The organism is Streptomyces sp. NPDC020917 (genome assembly GCF_044333795.1).
Taxonomy (GTDB): domain Bacteria; phylum Actinomycetota; class Actinomycetes; order Streptomycetales; family Streptomycetaceae; genus Actinacidiphila.
In genome coordinates this window covers 21,041-44,935 of record NZ_JBIRRR010000014.1, presented here as the reverse complement: position 1 = coordinate 44,935, position 23,895 = coordinate 21,041, and the positions used below count along the sequence as shown (strand labels likewise).

The following is a 23,895-nucleotide window of genomic DNA, read 5'->3' as shown; positions in this document are numbered from 1 at the left end:
TTCGTCGCCGGGGAGGCAGTCTCCGTACCCGCCGGGCCTGGCGCCGTACCGCGCGGGACCGCGGAGGGCCTTCATGGCGTACACGGCGGCGGGGTCCACCGGGGCCGCAGGGTCCGCAGCGTCCATCGGTCGCGGAACAGCGGCGCGCCGGGCGCGGTGTGTCGATCCGGACGCAGCGGGCACGCGCGAAGGGGACGAAAGGAGCTGTTGATGACGAACCCGTTCCAGGACGAGCGAACGGCCGCGGCACGGCTGCCGGACGACGACGTCGTGGCGCTGCTGCTGGATCAGCACGCCCGGATCCGGGAGCTGTTCGCGATCACCCGGCGGGCCCGCGGCGCGAGCAGGCAGCGCGCCTTCGACGAGTTGCGGGCGCTGCTGGCGGTGCACGAGGCCGCGGAGGAGCTGATCGTGCGGCCGGTCGCGAAGCGGACCGCGGGGCCGGAGGAGGCCGACGCGCGCAACGCCGAGGAGAGGGAGGCGAGCGAGGTCCTGAGGAAGCTGGAGGGCATGGACGTCCGCGGCCCGGACTTCGAGGAGGTGCTGGCCGAGTTCGAGCGTGCGGTGGGCGAGCACGCCGAGCACGAGGAGCGCGAGGAGTTCCCCGCGATCGTCACGCATCTCATGCCGGACCGGCGGCAGGCGATGGGGGCGCGGCTGCGCCGGGCGGAGCACCTGGCCCCGCCGCATCCGCACCCCTCGGTCGCGGGGTCGCCCGCGGCGGTCGCCCTCACCGGGCCGTTCGCCGCGATGGTGGACAAGGCCCGCGACGCGATCGGCCGTTGACGATCCCGGGCCGCCCCGGGGGCGGTGGGACGGCAGCGCCGAGCCGATCGGGGCCCGAGGACGTGGGGCCGCCGGGCTCAGTGGGGTGCGGGCGGGGGCATGCGCAGCCGTACGTGCAGCCTGCCGTCGTCCACCCGGGTGTCGAAGACCGGCTGGGGGGCGGTGGCCGGACCCGTGCGGTTCCATCCGGTGTCGAGGCGGAAGGCGCTGCCGTGCCAGGGGCAGACCAGGCAGCCGTCCTCGACCGTGCCCTGCGAGAGCGGGCCGCCCTCGTGGCTGCAGCGGTCGGCCAGGACCTGGAAGGAGCCGTCGGCTCCGCGGACCACGGCGACGGCCACGTCCCCGACCCTGCGGCGGTCGACGGCGCCCTCGGCGAACTCCTCGACCCGGCCGATCGGCTGCCAGCCGGGCGGCACCAGATGCGGTACGGCCTCGGCGTGGTTGGCGCCGGCCGCCTGCCGGTAGGCCAGATGGCCGCCGATCGCGCCGGCCGCCCCCACCGCGCACATGCCGGCCAGGGCGAACGACCGCCCGCGCATCCGGTGCCCGGTGAGCCGCGCGTAGAGCGACGCGGCGTAGGCGGCGACGCCCGCGGAGTTCAGCGCCGCGTGCACCAGCCCGACGCGCGCCTGCTCCTTCTCCAGTTCGGCCCAGTCGACGAGCCCGGCCAGCACGGCGGGGCCGGCTCCGGCCAGGCCGACGGCGAGGAGGAAGGTGGCGGGCCGGCGGCCGCCGGGTGTCCAGTCCAGGACCGCCGAGGACGTCCAGGCGCCGATCGGCAGCTGGACCATCAGGGGGTGGACGGGGTGACCGAGCCAGCGGCCGTGCAGGATGTCCCTGCTCCTGCCCAGCGGGAGGGCGCGGACCGCCCGGCGCAGCGCCGCCGCCAGGCCGTCCAGCTGCCTGGCCTGCTCGACCCGGCCCAACAGGGTGAGGACCGTGCCGGGCCCGTCAGGGTCCGGCAGGGCGCGGCGCAGCACGGTGCCGGCCGTGGAGGCGACCGCGGACGCCACGGCGGACGCCGAGGTCCCGGACGACGTGGTGGTGGATTCCCCGGTCCCGGAGGACGCGGTCGTCGATGGCATGTGCACCGGGCGCTCACCCCTTTCCGGACCGACCATGGCACAGCCCCGCCACCCCCGCCTGTCGTCGGCCGTCCCGTCGGCGCGGGGTCGATGGCGGGTACACGGGTCGGCCCGGGGCGCGCGATCCCGGCCAGGGTGTCCGATGTGTTTCGGTGTGCCCGAATCGGTGAGGCGCAAAGAGACGGTCCACCGGGACCACGGAGACGGGGAGCGCCCGGGCGGTTGTCCGTGCGCGCGTTCCCCGGAGGCTCCGCAGCAACGGAAGAGGCATCGTGCACCGCAAGAAGATCGCCGGCCAGCCGGCCGGTCACCGCAGTCCCAGCCGTATCACCAACGCCCAGCCGGTGACAGGTCGCCCGCGCACCTGTCTCCCCGCCCGTCCCCCGCGCACCGGCCCCGAAGTGTGGCGTTATCCCGAGAGCGACGAGGCGTCGATCGTCCGCAGCGAGGACTGAACGCCGCGGGAGGCGCCCGAACGGCGCCCGCCCGCGGCGAAGGGCACGTGCCCACCCGGATCCGGCCCCCTCCTCCGGCCGCGGCCGCGGTCAGGGCGCCGGCGGATAGCAGCGGACGTCGAGGATCGCGGCCGGGGCGTCGCCCTGCGTCGACACGACCTCGACGGACAGCTCGTCCGTCTCCAGGGGCTCGTCGAACGTGAGGGTGCCGCGGGTCTGGTGGTTGTCCGTGCGTTCGGCGACGACGCGGTCCCCGGCGCGCACGACGTAGTGGCGTACGCAGAACGGCACGGCGCGTTCCGTGTGGTCCCACAGCACCGACTCCATGGCGTGGTCGAAGTCGGTGTCGAAGGCCAGGTCGATGCGGCCGATGCGGCGCGGCTCGGGCCAGCGCAGACGGAGGGTGGGGCGGGGGTCGTCGTACGCGGCCGCCCACGCGTTGGGGTGGGCGGTGGGCCGGGCGTGGCCGTTGCGGACGCTGGCGGCCGTCCACGCCCGGACCGGAGGGTCGATCGTCAGCGCGAGGTTGTGCCCGCCGGGGCGGCGTTCCGGCGTCCAGAACTCCACCCGGGGCCGGCCGACCGCGTCGTCCGCGTCCTGGGTGGACGCGTGCCGGACGGCGAGCAGGCCGGTGGCGCGGCGGGTGGTGGTCCGCACCGCGACGTCGTCGTTGCGCAGGAGCGCCACGAAGACGTACCGCGGCTCGTCGACCACCGCGTCGACGTCGACCGTGATCCGCTGCCCGTCACCGGCGTCGAGGTCGAAGTCCTGGGCGGCGAGCAGCACGTCGGGCGTGTAGTCCTGCGGCCGGTTGCCTGTGCGGATCTCGACCCGCAGGGTGGTGGGCGCGGCGACGTCGACGGTGAGCGTCAGCTGCGGCAGGCGGCCCGCGGGGAGCGGCAGCAACTGGGCGCGTGCGTGGTCGAGTTGCACCGCGGGCCCGTCGCCGGGCAGTTCGGCGACGGCCAGCTCGCTCGACGCGCTGAGTTCGGCCTGCCGCACGAGGTCGTCCGGGTCGTCGAGCCGCAGGTCGGGGATGTGCTGGCCGGCGCGCAGGAGTTCGCGCTGGAGGGCGCGCATCCGCCCGGGTTCCGTCAGGTCCGCGGGGAGCAGGCCGTCGCGGGCGCACAGCGCGGCGGCCATGCCGGCGGCCTGCCCGATCTGGGCGCAGGTGGCCATCACCCGGGTCGAGGCGAACGCGACGTGGCTCACGCTGATGATCCGGCCCGCCAGCAGCAGGTTGCCCACGTCGCGGCTGACCAGGCAGCGGTAGGGGACCTGGTAGACCCCGCGCGCGTGCAAGTGGTTGCTGCCGGGGTGCTCGCTGAACACGCCGTCGGCCGGGTGCAGGTCGAGGGACCAGCCGCCGGACGCGATGGCGTCCTCGTGGGGGCGCTGCTCGACGATGTCCTGCTGGCGGAGCATGTACAGGCCCTCGAAGCGGCGGCTCTCCCGCTTGCCGGGGATCAGGCCGACCCACTCCAGCGTCAGGGTCTCCGCCTCGGGGAAGTCGCCGGAGTTCTTCAGGTGGTTCCAGACGCCGTGGACGACCTTCCACAGTTCCCATTTGATCGCCTCGGTGTCGTGCACGGTGTCGAGGCGCCCGCCGTACTCGATCCACCACAGCCGGCAGCCCTGGACCGTGGTGTCGAAGCTGCGCCACCGCGGGATGCGGGTGATGTCGTCCAGCGCGTAGGCCGGCGGCACGAACGTCACCGGCCTGCCCACGTCCTTGCTGTAGAAGTAGATCGACTGGCCGAGGAGCCCGCCGTACGACTCCTCGGGCGCGAACAGCTCGCCGAACTCCTCGGTTGACTCCGCGCCCATCCGGTAGGCGGCGCCGGCGAGATAGCCGAGCACGCCGTCGCCCGAAGCGTCGCAGAACAGCGGCGCCGTCAGCTCGTAGCGGGTGGAGTTCTGGCTGCAGAAGGCGGTCACCGAGCCGATCCGGTCGCCGTCCTTGGACACCGCGATCGCCGCGGTGTCCAGCAGCAGCGTGATGCCGGGTTCCGCGGCGGCCTTCTCCAGCAGGACGGTGTCGAACAGCACGGCGTTGCCGTCGGGGTTGCGGTACATGTTCTCCACGAGGATCTCGTCGAGCACGCCGCCCTCGCGCGACCAGCGGTTGTTGTTGAACATGTGGGCGGTCGCGCCCAGGACCCACAGCCGGATCTCGCTGGAGGCGTTGCCGCCGAGCACGGGCCGGTCCTGGACCAGGACGACGCGCGCGCCGGCCCGGGCGGCGGTCACGGCCGCGCAGGTGCCGGCCATGCCGCCGCCGACGATCACCAGGTCGGCGCCGATCTGCTCGGTGCGGAAGTCGCGGCTGTCGCGGGCGGGTTCGGTGGCCAGAAGAGGGTGCTGGGTGGTCATGTCGCTTCGTCGCTCCTCGGGAACGGACGGGATGAGGGGGGCCGCACGGTGTGCGGCGCCACGGCCTTGCGGGGTCGGATGGATGCGGCCGTGGCGCCGCGCCGGGCCGGCGTGCGGCACGTCGCGTGCGGCACTGCCCGGCTGCCGTGGGGGCGGGGATCAGCCGGCGTCGGCGCCGATGTTCGGGGTGCCGGGAATGGCGTCCTGGTAGTAGTCCACGCCTCCGTTGCCGGACACGGCGACTCCCGAACCGGCCGCCGGGGAACCGGACTTCAGCGTGTACGCCGACGGGCACGGCTGCGGCCCGGTGCCGGACGACGGCGTCCAGGCGCAGGTGCCGCCGGAGCCGGGCGAGGTGAGCAGCGGGTCGCCCCAGACCGGGCCGGTCTCCAGGCCGGCGGCCTGCCAGGCGGCGAAGGTGCTGTAGGTGGTGCCGCCCCAGCGCCAGGTCGGGGAGCCCGCCGTGTAGTACAGGTTGTGCGACAGCGTCATGCCGGTCTGCCCGTAGGCGTTGTAGTAGAACTGGCCGGGGTGGCCGTACTGGTCGCGGTCGGCCAGGTGGCAGATGTTGTCCGCGACCAGCGACCCGCTGCCCCAGGTCCCGGCGCTGTAGCCGAAGTTGAAGCAGGCGCTGGCAGTGGACTTCGTGCTCTGCGCGACGTTGGTGAAGAAGGTGTTGCCGTAGATCGACAGCGCGTTCTTCGGCGCGCCGGGCACGACGTCCATCAGGCCGCCCTGGATCTTGCCCCAGTCGTCGTTCTCGGAGACGTTGTACCGGTAGGTGTTGGGGCCCCACACCTTCGAGTCGACGGTCGAGGTGTAGGCGAGCAGGCCGCTGCCGGCGTTGTGGTGGGTGTAGTTGTACTCCACCACCGAGTTGGTCGTGCCGCCGTCCAGGTCGATGCCGTCCCAGTCGCAGCCGGCCGTGAACGCCGGGGAGGGCTGGACGTTGTAGACCTCGTTGTAGCGGACGGTGACGTTGTTCGAGGTGTACGTCTCGATGCCGCTCGCGCCGCCGCACGAGGTCACGTTGGCGCCCACGTCGTGGATGACGTTGTGCTGGATCACCGCGCCGTCCCAGCCGTCGCCCGTGATCCCGGCACCGGCGTCCTTGGCGCCCATGCCCAGGTTGTACACGGTGTTGCCCTCCACCGTGACGTCGGTGATGTTCTCCCCCGAACCCCAGCCGTAGACGCCGGGACCGTCCGGCGCGGTGACGCTCGCGCCGTGCAGCTGGTTGTCGCGGACCACCACGTTGTCCAGCGGTCCGCTGTGCCCGTTGACCGCGTAGCCGAGGATCATGATCTCGCCGCCGAACGAGCTGCTGCTGCCCGTCGGGGTGGCGAACCCGGAGATGTCGGAGTTGCTCACCGTCAGGCCCTGCGTGGCGGCGGCGCCGTCCTGGTTCTCCAGCAGGACGCCGGCCGCGGTGCTGGAGCCGTTGACCAGCTTCAGGCCGTCCAGCTGGAAGCCGCTGACGTTGTCGGCCGTGACCGCGGCCGAGTAGTCGCCGGAGCAGTCGGAGCTGACGGTGGCCTGCCCGGTGCCGTAGGAGGTGACCAGGAACGGCGTCGAGGCGGACGAGGAGGGCACGTTGGCGGAGTTGAGGACCAGGCAGCCGGTGAAGGTCTGCCCGCCCTGGAAGGAGAGGGTGCTTCCCTGCGGGAAGGTGGAGCCGTTGACCTTCGCGATCGTCTTCCATGCCTGGCTGGGGGACAGACCGCTGTTGCTGTCGCTGCCGGTGGGCGAGACGTAGTAGGTCGCCGTCGCGGCGTGCGCCGCGACGGTGCCGGCGGGCAGGCAGCCGAGGACCACAGGTACGACCGCTATGGCGAGCGCCTTTGCTCTCATGGTTCTCCCTCACTACATGGGTGTTCCTTCTGATCAGGTGATCAGGAGGGTCTGGCGCGCGTGGGTGTGCGAGCTGGTGCCGGTGTGCAGGTGGATCTCGCCCGGTTCCACGGTGTGGACCCCGGCCGGGTCGTTCGTCCAGAAGCCGAGGTCGCCGGCCCCGAGCGTGAAGCGGACCGTCCGCTCCTCCCCCGCGGCCAGCCGGATCCGGCGGAAGCCGCGCAGCCGGCGGACCGGCTGGGCGATGCTCGCCGCGGGGTCCTGGACGTAGAGCTGGACGACCTCCTCGCCGTCGCGGGCGCCGGTGTTCCGCACAGGGACGGCGACCTCGACGGTGGCGCCGGCCTGCAGTTCGCCGGCCGGGATCCGCTCGCGGCTCAGCGCCGGGACGCCGAGGGCGAAGGTGGTGTAGCTCAGGCCGTGGCCGAAGGGGAACTGCGGGCCGTCCGCGACGTCGAGGTACTTCGAGACGTACTTCTCCTGCGGCGCGGCCGGGTCGTACGGGCGGCCGGTGCGCTCGTGGTTGTAGTACAGCGGGACCTGGCCGACCGTCCGCGGGAAGGTCACGGGCAGCTTGCCGCCGGGGACGACGGTCCCGGTCAGCACGTCCGCGACGGCCGGGCCCGCCTCGATGCCCGGGTGCCAGGCCATGACGATCGCCGGCACCCGGTCCGCCCATGCGCCGATCGTCAGCGGCCGCCCGCCCACGAGCACCACCGCGCAGGGCGTGCCCGTCGCGGCGACCGCCGCGACCAGCTCCTCCTGCCGGCCGGGCAGTCCCAGGTCGCTGCGGACCGCCGCCTCGCCGCTGACCGCGGGCGGCTCCCCCACCACCACGACGACCGCGTCGGCCGCCGCGGCCACGGCGACGGCTTCCGCGATGCCGGAGGTGTCCGGGCCCTCCGCGGGCACCCCGCGGGCGTGGGTGACGGCGGCGTCCGGCAGCGCGTCGCGCAGTCCCTGCAGGACCGGCACCGCCTCCGGGGCGCCGGGCAGCGACCACGTGCCCAGCAGGTCGCCGCTGTCGGCGAAGGGGCCGACGACGGCCAGCGAACGGACGGCGGCCGGGTCCAGCGGCAGCACGCCGCCGTCGTTCTTCAGCAGCACCATGCAGCGTCCGGCCGCCTCGCGGGCCGCGGCCCGTGCGCGGGTGCTCGGGCCGGTGATGGCGGCCGACTCGTCGACGTACGGCCGCTCGAACAGGCCGAGGCGCAGCTTCAGCCGCAGCACGCGGGCCACGGCGTCGTCCAGCCGCTCCTGGGCCAACGCCCCGGAGTCCAGCAGGCTGCGGCCGTGGTCGGCGAAGGTGGTGGACACCATCTCCATGTCCACCCCGGCCGACAGGGCCAGCCGCCCGGCGTCGGCCTCGTCGGCGGCGTTCCCGTGCGCGATGAGCTCCTGGACGCCGGTCCAGTCGCTGACGACGACCCCGTCGAACCCCCAGTCCTCCTTGAGGATGCCGGTCAGGGTGTGCGCGTTGGCGTGCGCCGGCACGCCGCTGATGGTGTTGAAGGCGGCCATGACGGTGGCCGCACCCGCCTCGACGGCGGCCTCGAACGGGGGCAGGTAGAGGTTGCGCAGCCGCTGCTCGGAGACGTCCACGGTGTTGTAGTCGCGGCCGCCCTCGGCGCCGCCGTACGCCGCGAAGTGCTTGGCGCAGGCGGCCACCCGGTCCGGGGCGGACAGGTCGAAGGGGTCGCCGCCCTGGTAGCCGCGCACCTTCGCGACCGCGTAGCGCGCGGCCAGGTAGGGGTCCTCGCCGGTGCTCTCGGCGATCCTGCCCCAGCGCGGCTCGTGGGTGACGTCCATCATCGGCGAGAACGTCCAGTGGATGCCGTTGGAGCGCGCCTCGGCCGCGGAGACCTCGCCGTCGGTCCGGGTCACGGCCGGGTCGAAGGCGGCGGCCTGGGCGAGGGGGACGGGGAACGTGGTGTGGAACCCGTGGATCACGTCGAGGCCGAAGACCAGCGGGATGCCCAGACGGGACTCCTCGACGGCGATCCGCTGCAGGGCGTTGCTGTTCGCGGCGCCGACGACGTTGAGCACCGAACTGAGCAGGCCCTTGCGTGCCGCGGCCTCGACGTCGGCGGTGCCGCCCCCGCCGGGGCCGGTGTTCCAGGCCCAGGCGAGCTGTTGGAGCTGCCCGAGCTTCTCCTCGACGGTCATCCGGCCGAGAAGGTCCTTGATCCGGGACTCGTGGTCGTCGCTGCGGGGTTCGTGCGGCATGGGCGGTTCTCCTGCTGCTGGGGGTGGCGAACCGCTGTGGGGTACCGGCTCGTTGGCGAACGGGTGGGGTGTGCGGGGGCGTTGCGGGGCGGCGGCCCGGATTCATCGTTCGTCGGCGCGGGTGCGGACCGCCTCCGGCCAGGCCAGCCGGATACCAAGGGTCTGGCTGAGCAGCCGCTGGTAATCGGCGAGTTGGGCCTGGTCGGAGCGGACCTTGCGGGGCGGCAGCGCCCGGTCGAGGCAGAATCCCACGAGGGCGCCGACGGCCTCGCCGATGGCCCACTCCACGGGGTGCAGGCGGTAGCAGCCGTTGGTGATGTGGGTGGTGCCGATGTTCTTGTTGGCCGGCAGCAGGTTGTCCATCCGGACCGGGATCAGGGCGCCCAGCGGGATCTGGAACGGGTAGGAGTCGATGTCGATGTAGGTGCGGCCGGCGGTGGAGGGGTGCAGGTCGATGCGGTAGCTGCCGAGGCCGACGGTGTCGGGGAAGATCTCGCTGCCGGCGCCCTGGGGCCGCGCCTCGACGCCGACGTGCTGTTCGAGGACGGTGAACTCGGCCTTGATCCGGCGGGATTCGCGGATGTAGGGGGTCTTGGCCAGGCCGTCGGCGGTGCCGGTGGCGTCGGGGCGCAGCCGCAGGCCCGGATAGCCGGTGCCGCCGTCGGGGCGCGGCGCCTCGGTCTGCAGCCAGTGCAGGAACGACAGCGACAGGTCGCGGCTGGCCTGGAGCGCCTGCTGCCGCGCCTCGGCCCCGACACCGAGCAGCGGCGCCTCCCAGTAGTCGATCTGCGGCCAGTTGACGACGGTGAGGTCGGAGGCGAACGCCCCGGGTGCGAACTGCTCGCGGGCCAGGATGCGCCGGAACTGCCACAGGTCGAAGTGCTGGCCCGCCTCGCGGTCGGCGCCCATCAGCGTCCAGGTGCGCTCCTCCAGGGTGATCGGGACGACGTCGGTGAGGGAGAGCTGCGGGCCGGGCCAGAACGGGGCGGTGGTGGTGCGCCAGTGGTCGTAGGAGTCCGGCCGGTCGACGACGTGGTCCTCGCCGGGCCGGTGCTCCAGGGCGAAGCACCAGGACACGGCCTGCTGGTCGAGGGGGTCGGCGGTGGCGGGCGCGTGCGGCTCCCCGGTCTCGTCGCGGCCCTCGGCGCCGATGACGTGTTCCACGCCGGCCAGTTCCAGCAGGTCCCCGAGTTCGGTGGCGTCGGCGACGTAGGAGGCGTGGACGGTGACCCTGCGCCCGTCGCGCCGGTCGGCGAGCGTGACCGCCTCGATGCGGTCGCCCTCGGTGTGCGCGGCGACGGGCTCGTGCCCGGTGAGCACCGTGAGCGCCCCGGAGGCCCGCCACGGCGCCAGCATCTCCTCGATGACGGCCGCGGCCACCCGCGGCTCGTGGCACATCCGGCTGACGACGCCGAGCCCCGGGTCGAGCCGGGGGTCCTGCGCCGCCGCGGTGGTGAGCGGGTAGTTGCGCCGGTAGTAGTCGCGCACCCGGCGGCGCAGGTCGGCGTAGCCGGGCGGGCAGGCCGGGCCTTCGATCCAGGGGTGCTCGTCGGGTGGCACGGCCTGGGCCGTGAGCTGGCCGCCGAGCCAGTTGGTGGGCTCGGTGAGCACCACGGTGCGGCCGAGCCGTGCGGCGGTGAGCGCGGCCGCCACGCCGCCCAGGCCGCCGCCGACGACGAGGATCTCGGAACGTATCTCTGCCATTGCCCAGGGACTCCTTGTGACAGGTTCTGCCGGTCGGAACGGTCGGTTCCGGCTCGGTGGCCGTGCCGGGGGGTGTTCAGGGCAGCCGTGACCGACGGACGCCGCCCGTTGCGTTGCGTGCGTGCCGGTCGGCCGCCCTTGTCAGCTCACCGCCGCGATGCTGGTGCCCGCGATCAGCGGGCACGGCACCAGCAGGCTCTCGGCCCGCTGATCGGGGTCGTCGAGCATGGCGTGCAGCCGGTCCACGGCGATGCGCCCGATCTCCTTGCGCGGGATCTCCAGCGAGGCCCACTGCCCGGCGAGGTCCGCCGGCGCCGCCTCCAGGACGGCGACGGACACATCGTCGGGGATCTTGCGGCCGCGGGCGGCGAGCCGGTCGCGCAGGGCCTCGGCGAGCCGGACGCTCTCCACCACGATCGCGGTCGCGGCGCCGCCCGCGACCTCGTCAAGCCATGCCTCGTCGATGTCGGGCCTGCCGCGGTGGCCGGGCGAGGTGTCCGTCAGCCCCAGCCGCCGGACGGCCTCGGCGTAGCCGGTGCGGCGGTCGGCGTACGGCTCCAGTTCCAGCCAGTCGCGCACGTAGCCGAACCGCCGGTGGCCGTAGTCCGCGAGGCGCTCGACGATCTGCCCGCTCGCCGACCGGTAGTCGGGGATGATCTGCGGGATCTCCGCCCCGGGCACCTCGCGGCGGCCGATGTGGACGAAGGAGTACCCCTCGTACCAGAGCCGGGCCAGTTCGCCGCGATCGGTCGACACACCGAGCAGGATGCTGCCGTCGGCCAGGTTCAGCCGGTTGGTGCCGCCCCGGTAGATCTTGCGCTCGCCGTCGCCGCCGGCTCCGGTGGAGGTGAACAGCACCAGGTCGAAGCCGCTCTCCTCGGCCCGCTCCTCGATCCCGAGGAGGAACTCGAAGTAGAAGTCCTCGCGGGCGTGCGGGAAGACGCGCTCGAAGGTGTGGACGCCCAGCAGGTTGTTGCGCTGCTTGCGCATGGCCCGGGCGGCGGGGTTGGCGACGTAGCCCAGCTCCTTGACGGCGTCGAAGACCCGCCGCCGGGTCTCCTCCGGGATCCGGGCGGTCGCCGCGTTGCCGCTGATCACCCGGGACACCGCCGACTGGGAGACCCCGGCGAGCCGCGCCACATCTGCCTGGCTGGGCGCCTTGCCGCGCCGTCGTACTGTCATCACGCCCCCTGAAGCGCGTCCCGCCGGGCAGCGGTCGCCGCGGCATGTGTCGTGTCGGCCAGTTCCCCGGCCCGGCCCTTGGCGTGCAGCCAGCACGTCGCCCAGTGCCCGCCGCCCAGTTCGGTACGCGGTGGGGCCTGGTCGAGGCACTCCTGCATCGCGAAGGGGCAGCGGGGGTGGAACCGGCAGCCTGCCGGCGGATCGATCAGGCTGGGCGGCTCGCCCAGCTCGTCGGCTCCCGCGAAGAAGACCTCGCGGTCTCCGACGCCACGCTCGGGGTCCGGGGAGGACTCTATGAGCAGCTTGGTGTACGGGTGCTGCGGGGACGCGATCACGTCCTCTTTTGGCCCGGATTCCACCATCTGGCCTGCGTACATCACGGCGATCTCGTCGCACAGGTAGCGGGCGCTGGCGATGTCGTGCGTGATGTACAGCAGGGCCAGGCCGTCCTCGGTGCGCAGCCGCTGCAGCAGGTTGAGCATCTCCAGCCGGATCGAGACGTCCAGCATGGAGATCGGCTCGTCCCCCAGCAGGACCTTGGGCTCCACCGCGAGCGCGCGGGCGATGACGACGCGCTGGCGCTGCCCGCCGGACAGCTCGTGCGGGAACTTCGCCGCGAACTCCGCGGCCGGGGTGAGGCTGACCCGCTCCAGCAGCTGTGTCATCCGCTCCTCCCGTTCGGCCGCGGACAGCTGCGGATGGTGCAGCCGCAGGGCCCGGTCGAGGTTGTAGCGGACGCGGTGCAGCGGGTTCAGGGAACCGAACGGGTCCTGGAAGATCAGCTGGACCTCGGAGTGGTAGGTCCGCCGCGCCCGCCTGCTGCCGCTCAACGGCTCGCCGCGCAGCACGATCTCGCCCCGCGTCGGTTCGTGGAAGCGGGCCAGCATCCGGGCGAGGGTGGTCTTCCCGCTGCCGCTCTCCCCGACCAGCGCCAGGATCTGGCCGGGCCTCAGGCGGACGGTGGCGTCCTCGACCGCGCGGACCACGGAGGTGCGGCCGAGCGCGCCGCGGACGGTGAAGTGCTTGGAGACGTCCCGCGCCTCCAGGACGTACTCCGGTGCCTCGGCCGCCTCGGCCTCCGGGGCCGCGCGGTCCGGAGCGGACGCGGCCTCGGCCATGGGCTTGCTCATCGGGTGTCGCCTCCGTTCTCGCCGGCGTTCTGGCCGTCGTTCTCGTTGAGCAGGCACGCCGCCTCGTGCCCGGGTCCGCGGCCCACCGGCAGCAGCGCGGGCAGGCGCTCGTCGCAGCCGTCCGTACGCCGCGGGCAGCGCGGATGGAACGGGCAGCCCGCCGGAAGGCGGCGCAGGTCGGGCGGGGTGCCGGGGATGCCGTTCAGCTTGCGCAACGGGGCGCGCAGCGGCGGGAAGGAGTCGCGCAGGCCCTGGGTGTAGGGGTGCCTGGGCGCGCCGTAGATGGCCGCCGCCTCGCCCACCTCGACGACGCGGCCGGCGTACATCACGGCGATGCGGTCGGCCAGTTCCAGCAGCAGCGACAGGTCGTGGGTGACGAAGACGACGGCGAAGCCCAGTTCCCGGCGCAGCCGCAGCACCTGGGCGAGGATCTGCCGCTGCATGACCACGTCGACGGCCGTCGTGGGCTCGTCCATCACCACCAGCTCCGGCCGGCAGGCCAGGGCCAGGGCGATCGCGGCGCGCTGGCGCATCCCGCCGGACAGCTGGTGCGGGTAGTCGCGGACCCGGTCGGCGGAGATGCCGACCAGGGCGAGCAGTTCGGCCGCCCGCGCCCACGCGCCCCGCTTGTTCAGGGTGCGGTCGTGGGCGCGCAGCACGTCGGCGAACTGGGCGCCGACGCGCATCACCGGGTTCAGCGCGTCCATCGCGGACTGCAGCACGATGGACAGCGCCGTCCACCGGTAGCGGCGCAGCTGCCGGCCGTCGAGTCCGGCGAGGTCGACCGGCGGTGCGCCGTCCCTGCCGTGGAAGAGGATCTCCCCCGCGGTGGTGACGGCCGGCGGGCGCTGCAGCCGCGTCAGGGCGGTGATCAGCGTCGACTTCCCGGAGCCCGACTCCCCCGCGACGCCGAGGATCTCTCCCCGGCGCAGCGTGAAGGAGACGTCGGTGCAGGCGCGCACCGGGTCGCCGCCGGTGGCGTACTCGACCGTCAGGCCGCGGACTTCCAGGACGGCCTGGCCCGCGGGGATCGGTGACGGGCGGTGCAGCTCTGCCTGGACGGTCATCGGGCTCCCCTTCCGGGCCGGGCGGTCGTGGTGGAACGGGTCGTTCGTCGCGGGGGCTTCGGCCAGGCCGCCGCGGCTCGCGGGGGCGCCGGATACGCGGCCGTCACGCGGCACCCCCTGCCCGCGCCGGCTGCTTGGCCCGCCGCACCGGCACCGGGCGGACGGTGCGCAGCTTGGGGTTGGCCAGTTCGTCGATGCCGAAGTTGACCAGGGCGGCCGCGGTGCCGATCAGGGCGATGCACAGGCCGGGCGGCACGAACCACCACCACAGGCCGCGCAGGACGGCGCTCTGCTGCTGCGCCCCCTGGATCATCGTCCCCCAGCTGATCGCCGAGGAGTCGGAGATGCCGAGGAACGCCAGGCCCGCCTCGGCCATCACCGCGCCGATCATCGCGTGCAGGAACATCGACGCGATGAGGCCGGTCAGGTGCGGCAGCACCTCGGCGAAGACCAGCCGGCGGCCGCGCTCGCCGAGCATCCGCATGGCCCGCACGAAGTCGCGGTTCGCGATGCTCATCGCCTGGGCGCGCAGCGTGCGCGCCCCGCCCGACCAGCCGAAGAAGCCGATGATCAGGGCGATGGTGGTGAGTCCGGTGCCCTGCAGGTAGCCGGCCACGATCATGATGAGCGGCAGGGTGGGCATGACGAGGAACAGGTTCGTGAGGAAGTTCAGGGCGGCGTCGGCCTTGCCGCCGTAGAACCCGGCCGGTACCCCGACCACGATCGCGATCGCCGTGCCGACCACCGCGCCGAGCAGGCCGACGTACATCGAGCCGCGGGCGCCGGCGACGACCTGGGCGAGCATGTCCTGCCCGAACTGGTTGGTGCCCAGCGGATGTCCGCCGCCGGGCGACCGGGAGATGGCGGTGGTGTCGTTGGCGCGCGGGTCCAGGCCGAGCACGCTGTGCGTCAGCCACGGGCCGAACACGGCGAGCAGGACGAAGAAGGCGAGGATGCCCAGGCCGATGCGGACTTTCCAGCTGCGGAGGAACGCGGTGCGCAACTCCCGTCACCCCCCTTCCCTGATGCGCGGGTCGAGCAGGACGTACACCGAGTCGGCCAGCAGGTTGGCCAGCAGCACGGTCAGCGTGATGAGGAAGAAGACGCCCTGCATCACGGGGTAGTCGCGCTGCTGGAGGGAGGTGTAGAGCAGGTAGCCGATGCCCGGGTAGTTGAAGACGACCTCGGTGAGCAGGGCGCCGCCGACGACGTGGCCCAGCGCCAGGGCGAAGCCGGTGAAGTTCGGCAGGACCGCGTTGCGGGCCGCGTAGCGGAGCATCACCCGGCGGCCGGACAGGCCCTTGGCCTGGGCGAGCAGCACGTAGTCCTCGCGGACGGTGGTGACGGTCATGTTGCGCATGCCCAGCAGCCAGCCGCCGAAGGCCGAGAAGACGATGGTGGCGGCGGGCAGCGCGCCGTAGTGGAGCACGCTGAGCAGGAACGACGGCGAGAAGCCGATCGACAGGTCGGCGTTGTAGCCGCCGGACAGCGGGAACCAGTCCAGTTGGAAGGCGAAGAACCACAGGCCCAGCAGCGCCATCCAGAAGTAGGGGACGGCCGAGACGAACGTGGTGAGCGGGCTGACGACCGCGTCGAACCGGCTGCCCGCCTTCCAGCCGGCCATCGCGCCGATGCCGGTGCCCAGCACGAACGCGATGACCGTGGTGACGCCGACCAGCAGCATGGTCCACGGCAGGCTCTGCCGGAGCAGGCTGGTGACCGGAGTGGGGTAGTTGCTGATCGAGATGCCCAGGTCGAAGTGCGCCAACTGGCCCAGGTAGTCGAGGTACTGGCGGCCGATGCCCGCGTTGGGGTTGCCGAAGACCTTCTGGATGGACTCCATGGCGCTCGGCGACATCTGCTGGCCGCTGACGGTCTGGAGCTTCTCGACGATCGCGGCGGACGGATCGCCGGGCATCATCCGGGGCAGGAAGAAGTTCAGGGTGATCGCCGACCAGGTGGCGGCGAGGTAGAACCCCAGCCGGCGCAGCAGGAATCCCCAGCGGCGGGGGACCCTGGCCCGGCGTGCCGCGGGTGCGGCGGAGGCGGCTATCGCGGTCACTTGCCCGCCTGCTTCAGGTTCAGCAGGGTGAGGGTGGTGTCGGGGCCGAGGCCCGGGAAGGGCACGTAGGAGAAGTGGTCGGGGTTCGGCCAGCCGGTCCAGTGCATCGCGTTGATCAGCACGAACCAGTAGCTGTTGTAGATCGGGCTGAACGGCACCTGCTCGGCCACGATCCGCTGCATCTGCTCGCCGGCGCCCTTCTCGACGGCCGGGTCGTCTGAGGACAGCAGCTTGCCGATCGCGGCGTCGGTCGCCGCGTCCTTCCACCGGCCGAAGTTGGTCGCGGCCATCTGGCCGAGCGGGCGGTAGGCCCGGCTGCTCAGCGCGCTGTAGACGCCGGCGACCCCGGCCCCGCCGGAGGTGCTGATGGTGAGGTCGAACGCGCCGGTCTGCTGCTGCTCGTAGAGGTTGGCGCCGGGTGCGCCGACCGGCTTGACGTTGATCCCCAGGTGCTGCTGCCAGCTGCGGATCATCATGTTCGCGTAGGGGTCCCACCCGAAGTCCTGGTTGAACGACAGCTTCGGGGCGAAGGACCTGCCGTCCTTGACCAGCTTGCCGCCCTTGACCTCGTAACCGCTGAGCGCCAGTTCCCTCTTGGCGCCCTCGGCGTCGACCTGCTGCACCTTGCCCCGGTACTCGGGAAGGATCACGTCGCGGTAGATCTGGTCGACCAGCCCCGTCGGCCCGGCCTCCGTGCCCGGCCGCTGGAGCGTGGCGACGATGTCCTTGCGCGGAATCGTCATCGCCAGCGCCCGCCGCACATGGACGTCGTCGAACGGGGCCTGGGCTGTGTTGTAGAACAGGGAGTAGGCGCCGCCGGTGGCGTACTTCTGGTACAGGTGGTGCTGCGGGTCCTTCGCGGCGTACTCCTGCTCGCCATTGCCCCAGGCCGCGAGCGCCCAGTCCACGTCGCCGCGCACCAGCTGCGCCCGCAGGGCGTCGCCGTTGGTCGGGATGATCTTGAGCTGCTTCATGGCGAACCGGCCGCCCCAGTAGTCGCTCCGGGCGCGCAGGGTGATCTGCTGCGGGGCGAACCGGTCCAGGGTGAACGGACCGGTGCCGACCGGGTCGGGGTTGGTCCAGCTCTTGAGGTCCTTGCCGCTCCACAGGCGCGCCGGCACCACCGGGACCTGGGCGGAGGCGAGTTGGCTCAGCTCGCTGAACGCGGGGTGCGGCCAGTGCACGGTGACGGTGGACGCGTCCTGCCTGGCGACGCGGTCGTACGTGGTGCCGCCGATGTTGAAACTGGCGTCCTTCAGCGGGATGTTGAGCGAGAAGACCACGTCGTCGGCGGTCATCGGCCTGCCGTCGGAGAACGTCACGTCGTCGCGGAGCTTCACGGTGAGCGTGGTGCCCGTGGTGTCGAACTCCAGGCTCTTGGCCAGCCAGGGCTTGACCTTGGCGCCGTCGCTGTAGTCGATCCGCGCCAGCGTCTCGTAGATCATCTCGGCGTTGGGCGACTTCTGGATGGCGGGGCCGAAGACGTTGTAGTTGCGGATGAACGTCGTCCCGCCGTCGGTCTTCCCGAAGACCAGCGTACCGGTGGCCTTGCCGCCGCTACCCGAGGCGGCCGTGCCCCCCTTGCAGGCACTCGCTCCCAGCGGTATGGCGACGGCCACGGCGGCGGCACGCGCGATGAAGGCTCTTCTGGTGGACATGGCTGACTCCTGGCTCCTCGTGGGTGGCGACACGGCGCGGGCAAGGGGTGCGCATACGTATGAGCAGAGTGCGGTGCGTTGTCATGGCCTCTGCTTCTACGTATGACCAGGGAACGTACGCACGTTGCAAGTACGCGTCAAGACTGTGTCGGGGAGATTTTCCGGCCACCCGGAAGACGCGAGGAAGTTCGTGAGGGACCGCCACCGTGCTCCACCTGCGAGCCCCGCGCCGGCCGTGCCGGACGGCCGCGGAACGCGGAACGGGCGGAGGGTTCAGCCACGTTGACACCCCGGCGGAATCCGCCCTAGGTTGGCGCACCGGCTGATGCATCCCTCAGCGCCTGTCGTCATGGCCAGGCCCCGATCAGCCTCGCTCGGCGCCGTATCGCGAAGGGCGTGCGCAGCAATTCCCACGGCATTCCTGCCGGATCCCGGACCACTTGTCCGGACCCCCTCCCGGATCCGTTCCCGGGTTCGTTCAACGGTTTCGCCCTCAACTCCCTTTCCCGCCTTGGAACTTCCCCCGGGTGCGGTGGCCGCCGGCTGCGGCCTACCGTGCAGCAGCACCCGGGGAAAGCCCATCCGGCCCACGACCTGGGCGGGGCCGGCCCGGTGCCTCCACCGGCCCCGCTCAACTCCCCCCGTGCAAGGGCGCGTCCCCTTCCGTGAGCCCTTTCCCTGTGTTCCCGCTCCCCCGCACCCTTCGCATTCCAGGATTCAGGAGCCTGCGCATGCCGCGACCTGACGAGCCGCATTCCGTATGGGGCCGGATCCCGCGCCCCGCCTACGGCGCCGACTACAACCCCGAGCAGTGGGACAGGGCGACATGGAAGGACGACGTCCGCCTGATGCGCGAGGCGGGCGTCAACCTGGTCTCGCTCGGCGTCTTCGCCTGGTCGCGGATCGAGCCCCGGCGGGACGCCTTCGACTTCTCCGGCCTCGACGAGGCCGTCGCCCTGCTGCACGAGGCGGGGATCGCCGTCGACCTGGCCACCCCGACCGCCGCGCCGCCGCTGTGGTTCTCCCACGCCCACCCGGAGTCGCTGCCGGTGACCGCCGACGGGCGGACCCTGGCACCCGGCTCGCGCCAGGCGTACTGCCCCTCCTCGCCGGTCTACCGGGAACGCGCCGCGCTCGTCACCCGCCGCCTCGCCGAGCGCTACGGCGAGCATCCCGCGGTGGTGATGTGGCACGTCAACAACGAGTACGCCAACGCCAACGCCCACTGCTTCTGCGATACTTCCGCGCTCGCCTTCCGCACCTGGCTGCGCACCGCGTACGGCGACGACCTGGACGCCCTCAACGACCGCTGGGGCACCGGCGTCTGGGGCATGGGCTACAGCGACTGGGACCAGGTGACTCCCCCGCGCACCAGTACCAGCCGCCTCTCCCCCGGCCTGTGGCTGGACTTCTTCCGCTTCAGCGACGCCGAGCACCTGGCCTGCTTCCGCGCCGAGCGCGACATCGTGCGCGCCCACTCCCCCGGCCGCCCGGTCACCACCAACTTCATGGCCAGCGCGCTGCGGTGGTCGGACTACTGGCGCTGGGCGCGCGAGGTCGACATCGTCTCCAACGACCACTACCTCGGTTCCGAGGACCCCCACCGCACCGCGGACCTGGCCTTCGCCGCCGACCTCACCCGCGGGCTGGCCGGCGGGCGGCCCTGGCTGCTCATGGAGCACTCCACGTCCGGGGTGCAGTGGCAGCCCCGCAACATCGCCAAACTCCCCGGCGAGATGGCCCGCAACAGCCTCACCCATCTCGCCCGCGGCGCCGACGGGGCGCTGTTCTTCCAGTGGCGGCAGTCCGCGTACGGCCCGGAGAAGTGGCACTCGGCGATGCTTCCGCACGGCGGCGAGGACACCCGGATCTGGCGCGAGGCCCGGGCCCTCGGCGCCTCCGTGTCCCGGCTCGCCGACATCGCCGGCAGCACCTGCCCTCCGGCGGAGATCGCCCTGCTCCTGGACTACGAGGCCATGTGGGCACTGGAACTGCCCGACCGGCCGAGTTCCGACCTGACCTGCGGCGACGCGCTCCGCGCCTGGCACCGCGCGCTGTGGACCGCCGGCCTTGCCTGCGACATGGTCCCGGCCCCGGGCGGCCAACGGCTCCTGCTGGTCCCCTCGTTGTACGCGCTGTCCACCTCGACGGCCCGCGCCCTGGAGGAGTACGCCGCAGGCGGCGGGCACGTGGTCGTCGGCCCGTTCAGCGGCGTCGTGGACCCCGACGACCGGCTGCACCCCGGGCCCTACCCCGGCGCCCTTGGGGACATGCTGGGCCTGCGGGTCGACGAGTACCTTCCGCTCGCGGCCGGAGCATCCGTCGGCCTGGACGACGGCTCGACCGGCACCATCTGGGCGGAACGCGTCGTCCCGGACGACGGCACCGAGGTGGAGGCCCGCTTCCGCGACGGTCCTGCGGCCGGCGGCCCGGCCGTGCTCCGCCGCGGGACTGCCCGCTACCTCGCCACCCGTCCCGACAGCGCCTCCCTGCTGCGGCTGCTTCCCCGCTGGGCCGCACAGGCCGGCTGCACGCCGCCGCCTCAAGGGGCCGGCGACGGCGTGGAGATCACCCGCCGGGCCGGGCCGGGTGGCCGCTCCTGGCTCTTCGCCGTCAACCACACCGACCGGCCCGCGCAGGTGCGCGCGGCAGGAACCGAGCTGCTGACCGGCACCCGCTCGCCGGGCACGTTCACCGTTCCGGCGGGCGAGGTGGCGGTGGTCGAGGAAGTGGGCGCCCGGGGAGAGGGATGAGGAACGCGGTCCGGCCCCGGCCGAAGCGCCTCAGTGCCGTTGGTACGGGGCGCTGTCGTGGCGGGTCGTGGCGGTCGTGCGGTCACGGTGCGCGGACCGGCAGCGGACCGGAAGCGGTCCAGGGCCGCTGCCGGTCCGCGCGGTGACGGCGGCGCGGTCAGCTGCCCGCGGCCGACGGCGTGCCCGGCCGTCCCTCCAGGTCGGGCAGCAGGGCGTCGAGGACGATCAGGGCCCGCCAGGTCCTGGTCATGCCGAACGGCGCCGTGGCGCGGACAGCGGCGCGGACCTCGCTGGGCGCCGCCCCGGCGCCCAGCGCGCGGCCGACGTGGGCGCGGAAGCTCTCCTGGAGGGTCTGGTAGAGGACGTCCACCGTCAGGGTGGCGAAGGCCCGTTCGCGGACGCTGATCCTGGACATGCCGCCCCGCATCCGTGACTGCAGGTCCATGTACTCGGCGAAGTCCGGGTCGAGGGCCCGTACTTCGGCGCGCATCGCCTCGGGCAGGGGGCTGCCCGTGCCGTCCGCGTTCACCTCGTGGCCCTGTCCGGTCGGCCCGGGCAGGCCGTGGTCGCGCTCGACCTCGGCCAGCCGCTCCAGGGCGGCCAGCGCGGCCGGGTAGCCGCTGTCGTAGGAGATGAAGCGGAGCAACTCGCGCAGGTCGTCGGCGTCGAGGCCGCTGTCCAGGGCGGCCCGCACGTGCAGGGCGAACGTCATACCGAGGACCTGTTCGCAGACGTCGGCCACGAGGTTCACCACGCTCAGCTCGCGCGGCGTCAACTTCCCCGAGGACCTGGTGAGTCGGAAGGTCGCGGCGGCCATCTCCGCTAACACCGGGTCGAGTTCCCTGACCGTGGCCTGGGTGGGCAGTGTCATGACGGCTCTCCTTGAGTGAGCAGCTGTAAGGCTACGACTGTAGCCCTACGCCGGCTCCCCCTACAATGGCCGACCATGGACGCGACCACTCCGGCCCGAACCGCACGCAACACGGCGCCGCGCGGCCGCAATCCGCGCGGTCAGGGCGAGCGGCTGCGCGTCGAGATCGTCTCGGCGGCACTGCGGCTGCTGGACGAACTCGCCGACGACCAGGCGCTGTCGATGCGGGCGGTCGCCCGCGAGGTGGGCATAGCCGCGACCTCCGTCTACATCCACTTCGCCGACCGCGACGCGCTGGTGCTGGCGGCGCTGGAGCAGTGCTTCGCCGATCTGCTGGGCGCGGTGGACGACGCGGAGTCCGGCGCCGCCGACCCGGTGGCCGCGCTGCGCGCGCGGACGGCGGTGCTCGGCACGTGGTCGCATGCACATCCGGGGCTCTACAAGGTGCTGCACGAGAGTGCCCTCAACCGGCGCACGGACATGTCGTTCAAGGACGAGATGTCCCGGCGCACGACCGCGGCGATCCGCCGCTGCATGGACGCCGGCCTGGCGCCCGCCGGCGACGCGAAGACCGTGTCCCTCGACCTGAGCACCGCCGTCCACGGCGCCGTGTCCCTCCGCGTCAACCAACCCGACCTGCCCTGGCCTCCCTTGGATGCCCAGATCGACCGCTTCCTCGTCAAACTCGTCGGCCTCCCACCCCGCTGAGAACGTGCCGGCGACCATCCGGGCGGAGACTCCGCCCGGTTCGCCGCGCATCGGCGCGCCGGACTGCGCCTGCCCTACGGGGGTTCGGCCGCCCGCACGACGACGCGGGCTGAGTGCTGTCAGTGGTCGTGGCGATCGCAGCGGTCATGAGGCCCGCCGCGGTCGTGGCCGTGGTGCTTGATCGTGGTGGTGTCGGTGGTGGTGCGGGTGGTGGTGTCACCGCCTCCGGTGACGGTGGCGGTGTTGGTGACCCGCGCACGGGCGTTGCAGGAGATGTCGACTTTCAGGGTGACGGGCGGGTAGCGGTGCCCGGCAGGCAGGACGTCGCTGCGGGTACAGGTGAGGGCGGCCGGAGTGCAGTGCCATCCTCCGCCGGTGATCCGTTCGGCCCGAAGACCCGTGGGGAGGATGTCGTGGACGGTGACCGTGGTGCCGTTGGTGGGGCCGCCCGCGGTGACGTCGCCCACGGCGATGGTGTAAACGCCGTCCTCGCCCTGGACGAAGGTGCCCGCGTGATGCTTGCGGATGGTCAGGGAGGGGTGGCGGACCGGAATGACGGTGAACGTGAGGTCGGTGCTGTCGGTACTGCCGGTGCCCGCGGTGCCGCCGGGGTCGGTGGCGGCGGTGCCACGGGGTTCGGCGAGGCGGGTGGTGGTGAAGGCGTCCGTCACGGGCGCCGTCCCGTCGTTGACGTAGGCGCGCTGGACCGTGGCGGCCGAGGCCGCGGCCACGACGATCGCCAGGACGGCCAGCCTGGCCGTCACGACCGTTCCCGACGTGCGGGCGCACGCCCTCAGCCGCGATCGAACCATGCCGCGCGTGCCTCCCGTGCCGGGGCCTGCTCCAGCCCGCCCTTTCCCATGCCTGAACAGCGACATCTCCACTTCCCAATCGTCGATAGCAAGCCGTGGACACTCATCGTGAGGTGCTGCGGGGGCGAGGCTCGGCGGGAGTGGTCACCGGCGGCGCCGGAGGAACCTGGAGAGCGGAAGGCACAGGGCGACGAGGACGAGGGCTGAGAGCCCGGTGATCACAGGGGTGGAGAAGCGCCCCTGCTGGGCGGCCGACGCCGCGACCGTTCCGGCGCTACCGGACGTCGTCGGGAAGGTGACGGTGGCGCGCGTGGTGCGCTCGACCAGGCCGCTCCTGAGGGTGAGCGCCGCGGTCCAGGGGCCGTCCGGCAGCCGTGCATCCAGCGGGACGACCGCCTCCGCACGGTCACCCGGAGCCAGCGTGGTGCCCGACTCGGCGGTCGAGAACGGTCCGGCGCGCAGTCCGGCCGGCCCGTCGGAGAGGGAGAGTGCCCCACTGATGTCCAGGGCGCGGCCCCCCGTGTTGTGGATCCGGGCGCGGACCTCCTCCCTCCCGTCGCGGGCTCGGGTGGAATAGAGCCGCTCGATCGTGAAGTCCGAGGGCGGCTCACCACCGGGACCGACATCGATGTACATGCGGACGCCCACCCGGCCCAGCATCGTCAGAGTGTGCGAACGGTCCGTGCCGGTGGCCGTCTGCGCCCAGATGACGCCGTACCGCTCCCCGGCGGCCGCGTCCCTGGGTACCCGGATCGTGGCGTGTACCCGCGCTGTTGCGGAGGCCGCCAGTTCGAGGTCGGCGGTGTCGAGTGACGTCCAGCCGGTCAGCTCGTCGGGGGTGCGCTGCGCCGCGAAGGTGAACTTCCCCTGGGCGATGGTGGCCGCCGCGGCGTAGACGTCGACGTGGAGCGGTGTGGACGACTCGTTGGTGACCTCCACCCGCCGCTCGATGGTCGCGCCGGGCGCGAGGTGGTCGATGATGTAGGCGTGTGCCCTGGGATCCGCGCGGCGGCTCTCCGGAGCGTCGAGCAGCTTGATACCGATGGTCCGGCCCCCGGCCGGGCGCTGGGCGGAGGACACCCTGGGCGCCCCCGCCGCCGGCATCGCCCCGGCCGCCTGCACGAAGGCCAGCACCACCAGGAGAACCCAGTACCGGCGCGCGCCCTTCATTC

18 protein-coding genes are annotated in these 23,895 nt (G+C 72.8%); 4 read left to right on the top strand and 14 right to left on the bottom strand.

Translation table 11 applies throughout. The features are described from left to right. Positions 1-210 precede the first annotated feature (210 nt). Entirely contained in the window at positions 211-786 is a 576-nt protein-coding gene (locus ACH4TG_RS26500) for a hemerythrin domain-containing protein (RefSeq protein ID WP_398245018.1), read from the top strand. 77 nt (positions 787-863) lie between these two features. On the opposite strand, the gene ACH4TG_RS26495 is transcribed toward ACH4TG_RS26500, so the two are convergent. Then, positions 864-1,871 (bottom strand): Rieske 2Fe-2S domain-containing protein, encoded by a 1,008-nt coding sequence (locus ACH4TG_RS26495; protein WP_398245017.1) that lies wholly within the window; start codon positions 1,869-1,871, stop codon positions 864-866. A gap of 272 nt (positions 1,872-2,143) precedes the next feature. Between ACH4TG_RS26495 and ACH4TG_RS26490 the strand changes: the two genes are divergently transcribed. Beyond that, a complete protein-coding gene (locus ACH4TG_RS26490; protein WP_398245016.1) occupies positions 2,144-2,326 on the top strand; it encodes a hypothetical protein in 183 nt (60 codons plus the stop codon). A gap of 90 nt (positions 2,327-2,416) precedes the next feature. Here the strand turns inward: ACH4TG_RS26490 and ACH4TG_RS26485 are convergent, their stop codons facing one another. The 10 genes from ACH4TG_RS26485 to ACH4TG_RS26440 form a co-directional block, all read right to left on the bottom strand. Continuing rightward, positions 2,417-4,699 carry an FAD-dependent oxidoreductase gene (locus tag ACH4TG_RS26485; protein ID WP_398245015.1) on the bottom strand — a complete coding sequence of 761 codons (2,283 nt, stop codon included), beginning with the start codon at positions 4,697-4,699 and terminating at the stop codon, positions 2,417-2,419. 159 nt (positions 4,700-4,858) lie between these two features. Beyond that, positions 4,859-6,550 (bottom strand): right-handed parallel beta-helix repeat-containing protein, encoded by a 1,692-nt coding sequence (locus ACH4TG_RS26480; RefSeq protein ID WP_398245014.1) that lies wholly within the window; start codon positions 6,548-6,550, stop codon positions 4,859-4,861. A 33-nt stretch (positions 6,551-6,583) separates the two neighbouring features. Then, on the bottom strand, positions 6,584-8,776 hold the full coding sequence (locus ACH4TG_RS26475; protein ID WP_398245013.1) for a glycoside hydrolase family 3 N-terminal domain-containing protein: 2,193 nt from the start codon (positions 8,774-8,776) through the stop codon (positions 6,584-6,586). 102 nt (positions 8,777-8,878) lie between these two features. Continuing rightward, complete coding sequence (locus ACH4TG_RS26470) at positions 8,879-10,480, bottom strand: FAD-dependent oxidoreductase (RefSeq protein WP_398245012.1); 1,602 nt, start codon at positions 10,478-10,480, stop codon at positions 8,879-8,881. A gap of 141 nt (positions 10,481-10,621) precedes the next feature. Continuing rightward, a complete protein-coding gene (locus tag ACH4TG_RS26465; RefSeq protein ID WP_398245011.1) occupies positions 10,622-11,662 on the bottom strand; it encodes a LacI family DNA-binding transcriptional regulator in 1,041 nt (346 codons plus the stop codon). Next, entirely contained in the window at positions 11,662-12,792 is a 1,131-nt protein-coding gene (locus ACH4TG_RS26460; protein ID WP_398245010.1) for an ABC transporter ATP-binding protein, read from the bottom strand. Before ACH4TG_RS26460 ends, ACH4TG_RS26465 begins: the two co-directional genes overlap by 1 nt. Then, complete coding sequence (locus tag ACH4TG_RS26455; RefSeq protein WP_398245009.1) at positions 12,789-13,859, bottom strand: ABC transporter ATP-binding protein; 1,071 nt, start codon at positions 13,857-13,859, stop codon at positions 12,789-12,791. The genes ACH4TG_RS26460 and ACH4TG_RS26455 overlap by 4 nt, the downstream gene beginning before the upstream one ends. Before the next feature lie 103 nt (positions 13,860-13,962). Beyond that, positions 13,963-14,862 carry an ABC transporter permease gene (locus ACH4TG_RS26450; protein ID WP_398245008.1) on the bottom strand — a complete coding sequence of 300 codons (900 nt, stop codon included), beginning with the start codon at positions 14,860-14,862 and terminating at the stop codon, positions 13,963-13,965. Between the two features lie 6 nt (positions 14,863-14,868). Then, complete coding sequence (locus tag ACH4TG_RS26445; RefSeq protein ID WP_398245197.1) at positions 14,869-15,912, bottom strand: ABC transporter permease; 1,044 nt, start codon at positions 15,910-15,912, stop codon at positions 14,869-14,871. 5 nt (positions 15,913-15,917) lie between these two features. Beyond that, entirely contained in the window at positions 15,918-17,579 is a 1,662-nt protein-coding gene (locus tag ACH4TG_RS26440; protein ID WP_398245007.1) for an ABC transporter substrate-binding protein, read from the bottom strand. Between the two features lie 731 nt (positions 17,580-18,310). Between ACH4TG_RS26440 and ACH4TG_RS26435 the strand changes: the two genes are divergently transcribed. Continuing rightward, positions 18,311-20,332 (top strand): beta-galactosidase, encoded by a 2,022-nt coding sequence (locus ACH4TG_RS26435; protein WP_398245006.1) that lies wholly within the window; start codon positions 18,311-18,313, stop codon positions 20,330-20,332. A 157-nt stretch (positions 20,333-20,489) separates the two neighbouring features. Here ACH4TG_RS26435 and ACH4TG_RS26430 read toward each other — a convergent pair whose 3' ends face one another. After that, on the bottom strand, positions 20,490-21,203 hold the full coding sequence (locus ACH4TG_RS26430) for a carboxymuconolactone decarboxylase family protein (RefSeq protein WP_398245005.1): 714 nt from the start codon (positions 21,201-21,203) through the stop codon (positions 20,490-20,492). Positions 21,204-21,278: 75 nt separating this feature from the next. Here ACH4TG_RS26430 and ACH4TG_RS26425 point away from each other — a divergent pair, with 75 nt between their 5' ends. After that, positions 21,279-21,911 (top strand): TetR/AcrR family transcriptional regulator, encoded by a 633-nt coding sequence (locus ACH4TG_RS26425; protein ID WP_398245004.1) that lies wholly within the window; start codon positions 21,279-21,281, stop codon positions 21,909-21,911. A gap of 119 nt (positions 21,912-22,030) precedes the next feature. Here the strand turns inward: ACH4TG_RS26425 and ACH4TG_RS26420 are convergent, their stop codons facing one another. Together ACH4TG_RS26420 and ACH4TG_RS26415 are read right to left on the bottom strand one after the other, a co-directional pair. After that, positions 22,031-22,675, bottom strand: coding sequence for a hypothetical protein (locus tag ACH4TG_RS26420; protein ID WP_398245003.1), 645 nt, complete (start codon positions 22,673-22,675; stop codon positions 22,031-22,033). 192 nt (positions 22,676-22,867) lie between these two features. After that, entirely contained in the window at positions 22,868-23,893 is a 1,026-nt protein-coding gene (locus ACH4TG_RS26415) for a peptidase (protein WP_398245002.1), read from the bottom strand. Positions 23,894-23,895: the final 2 nt, after the last annotated feature.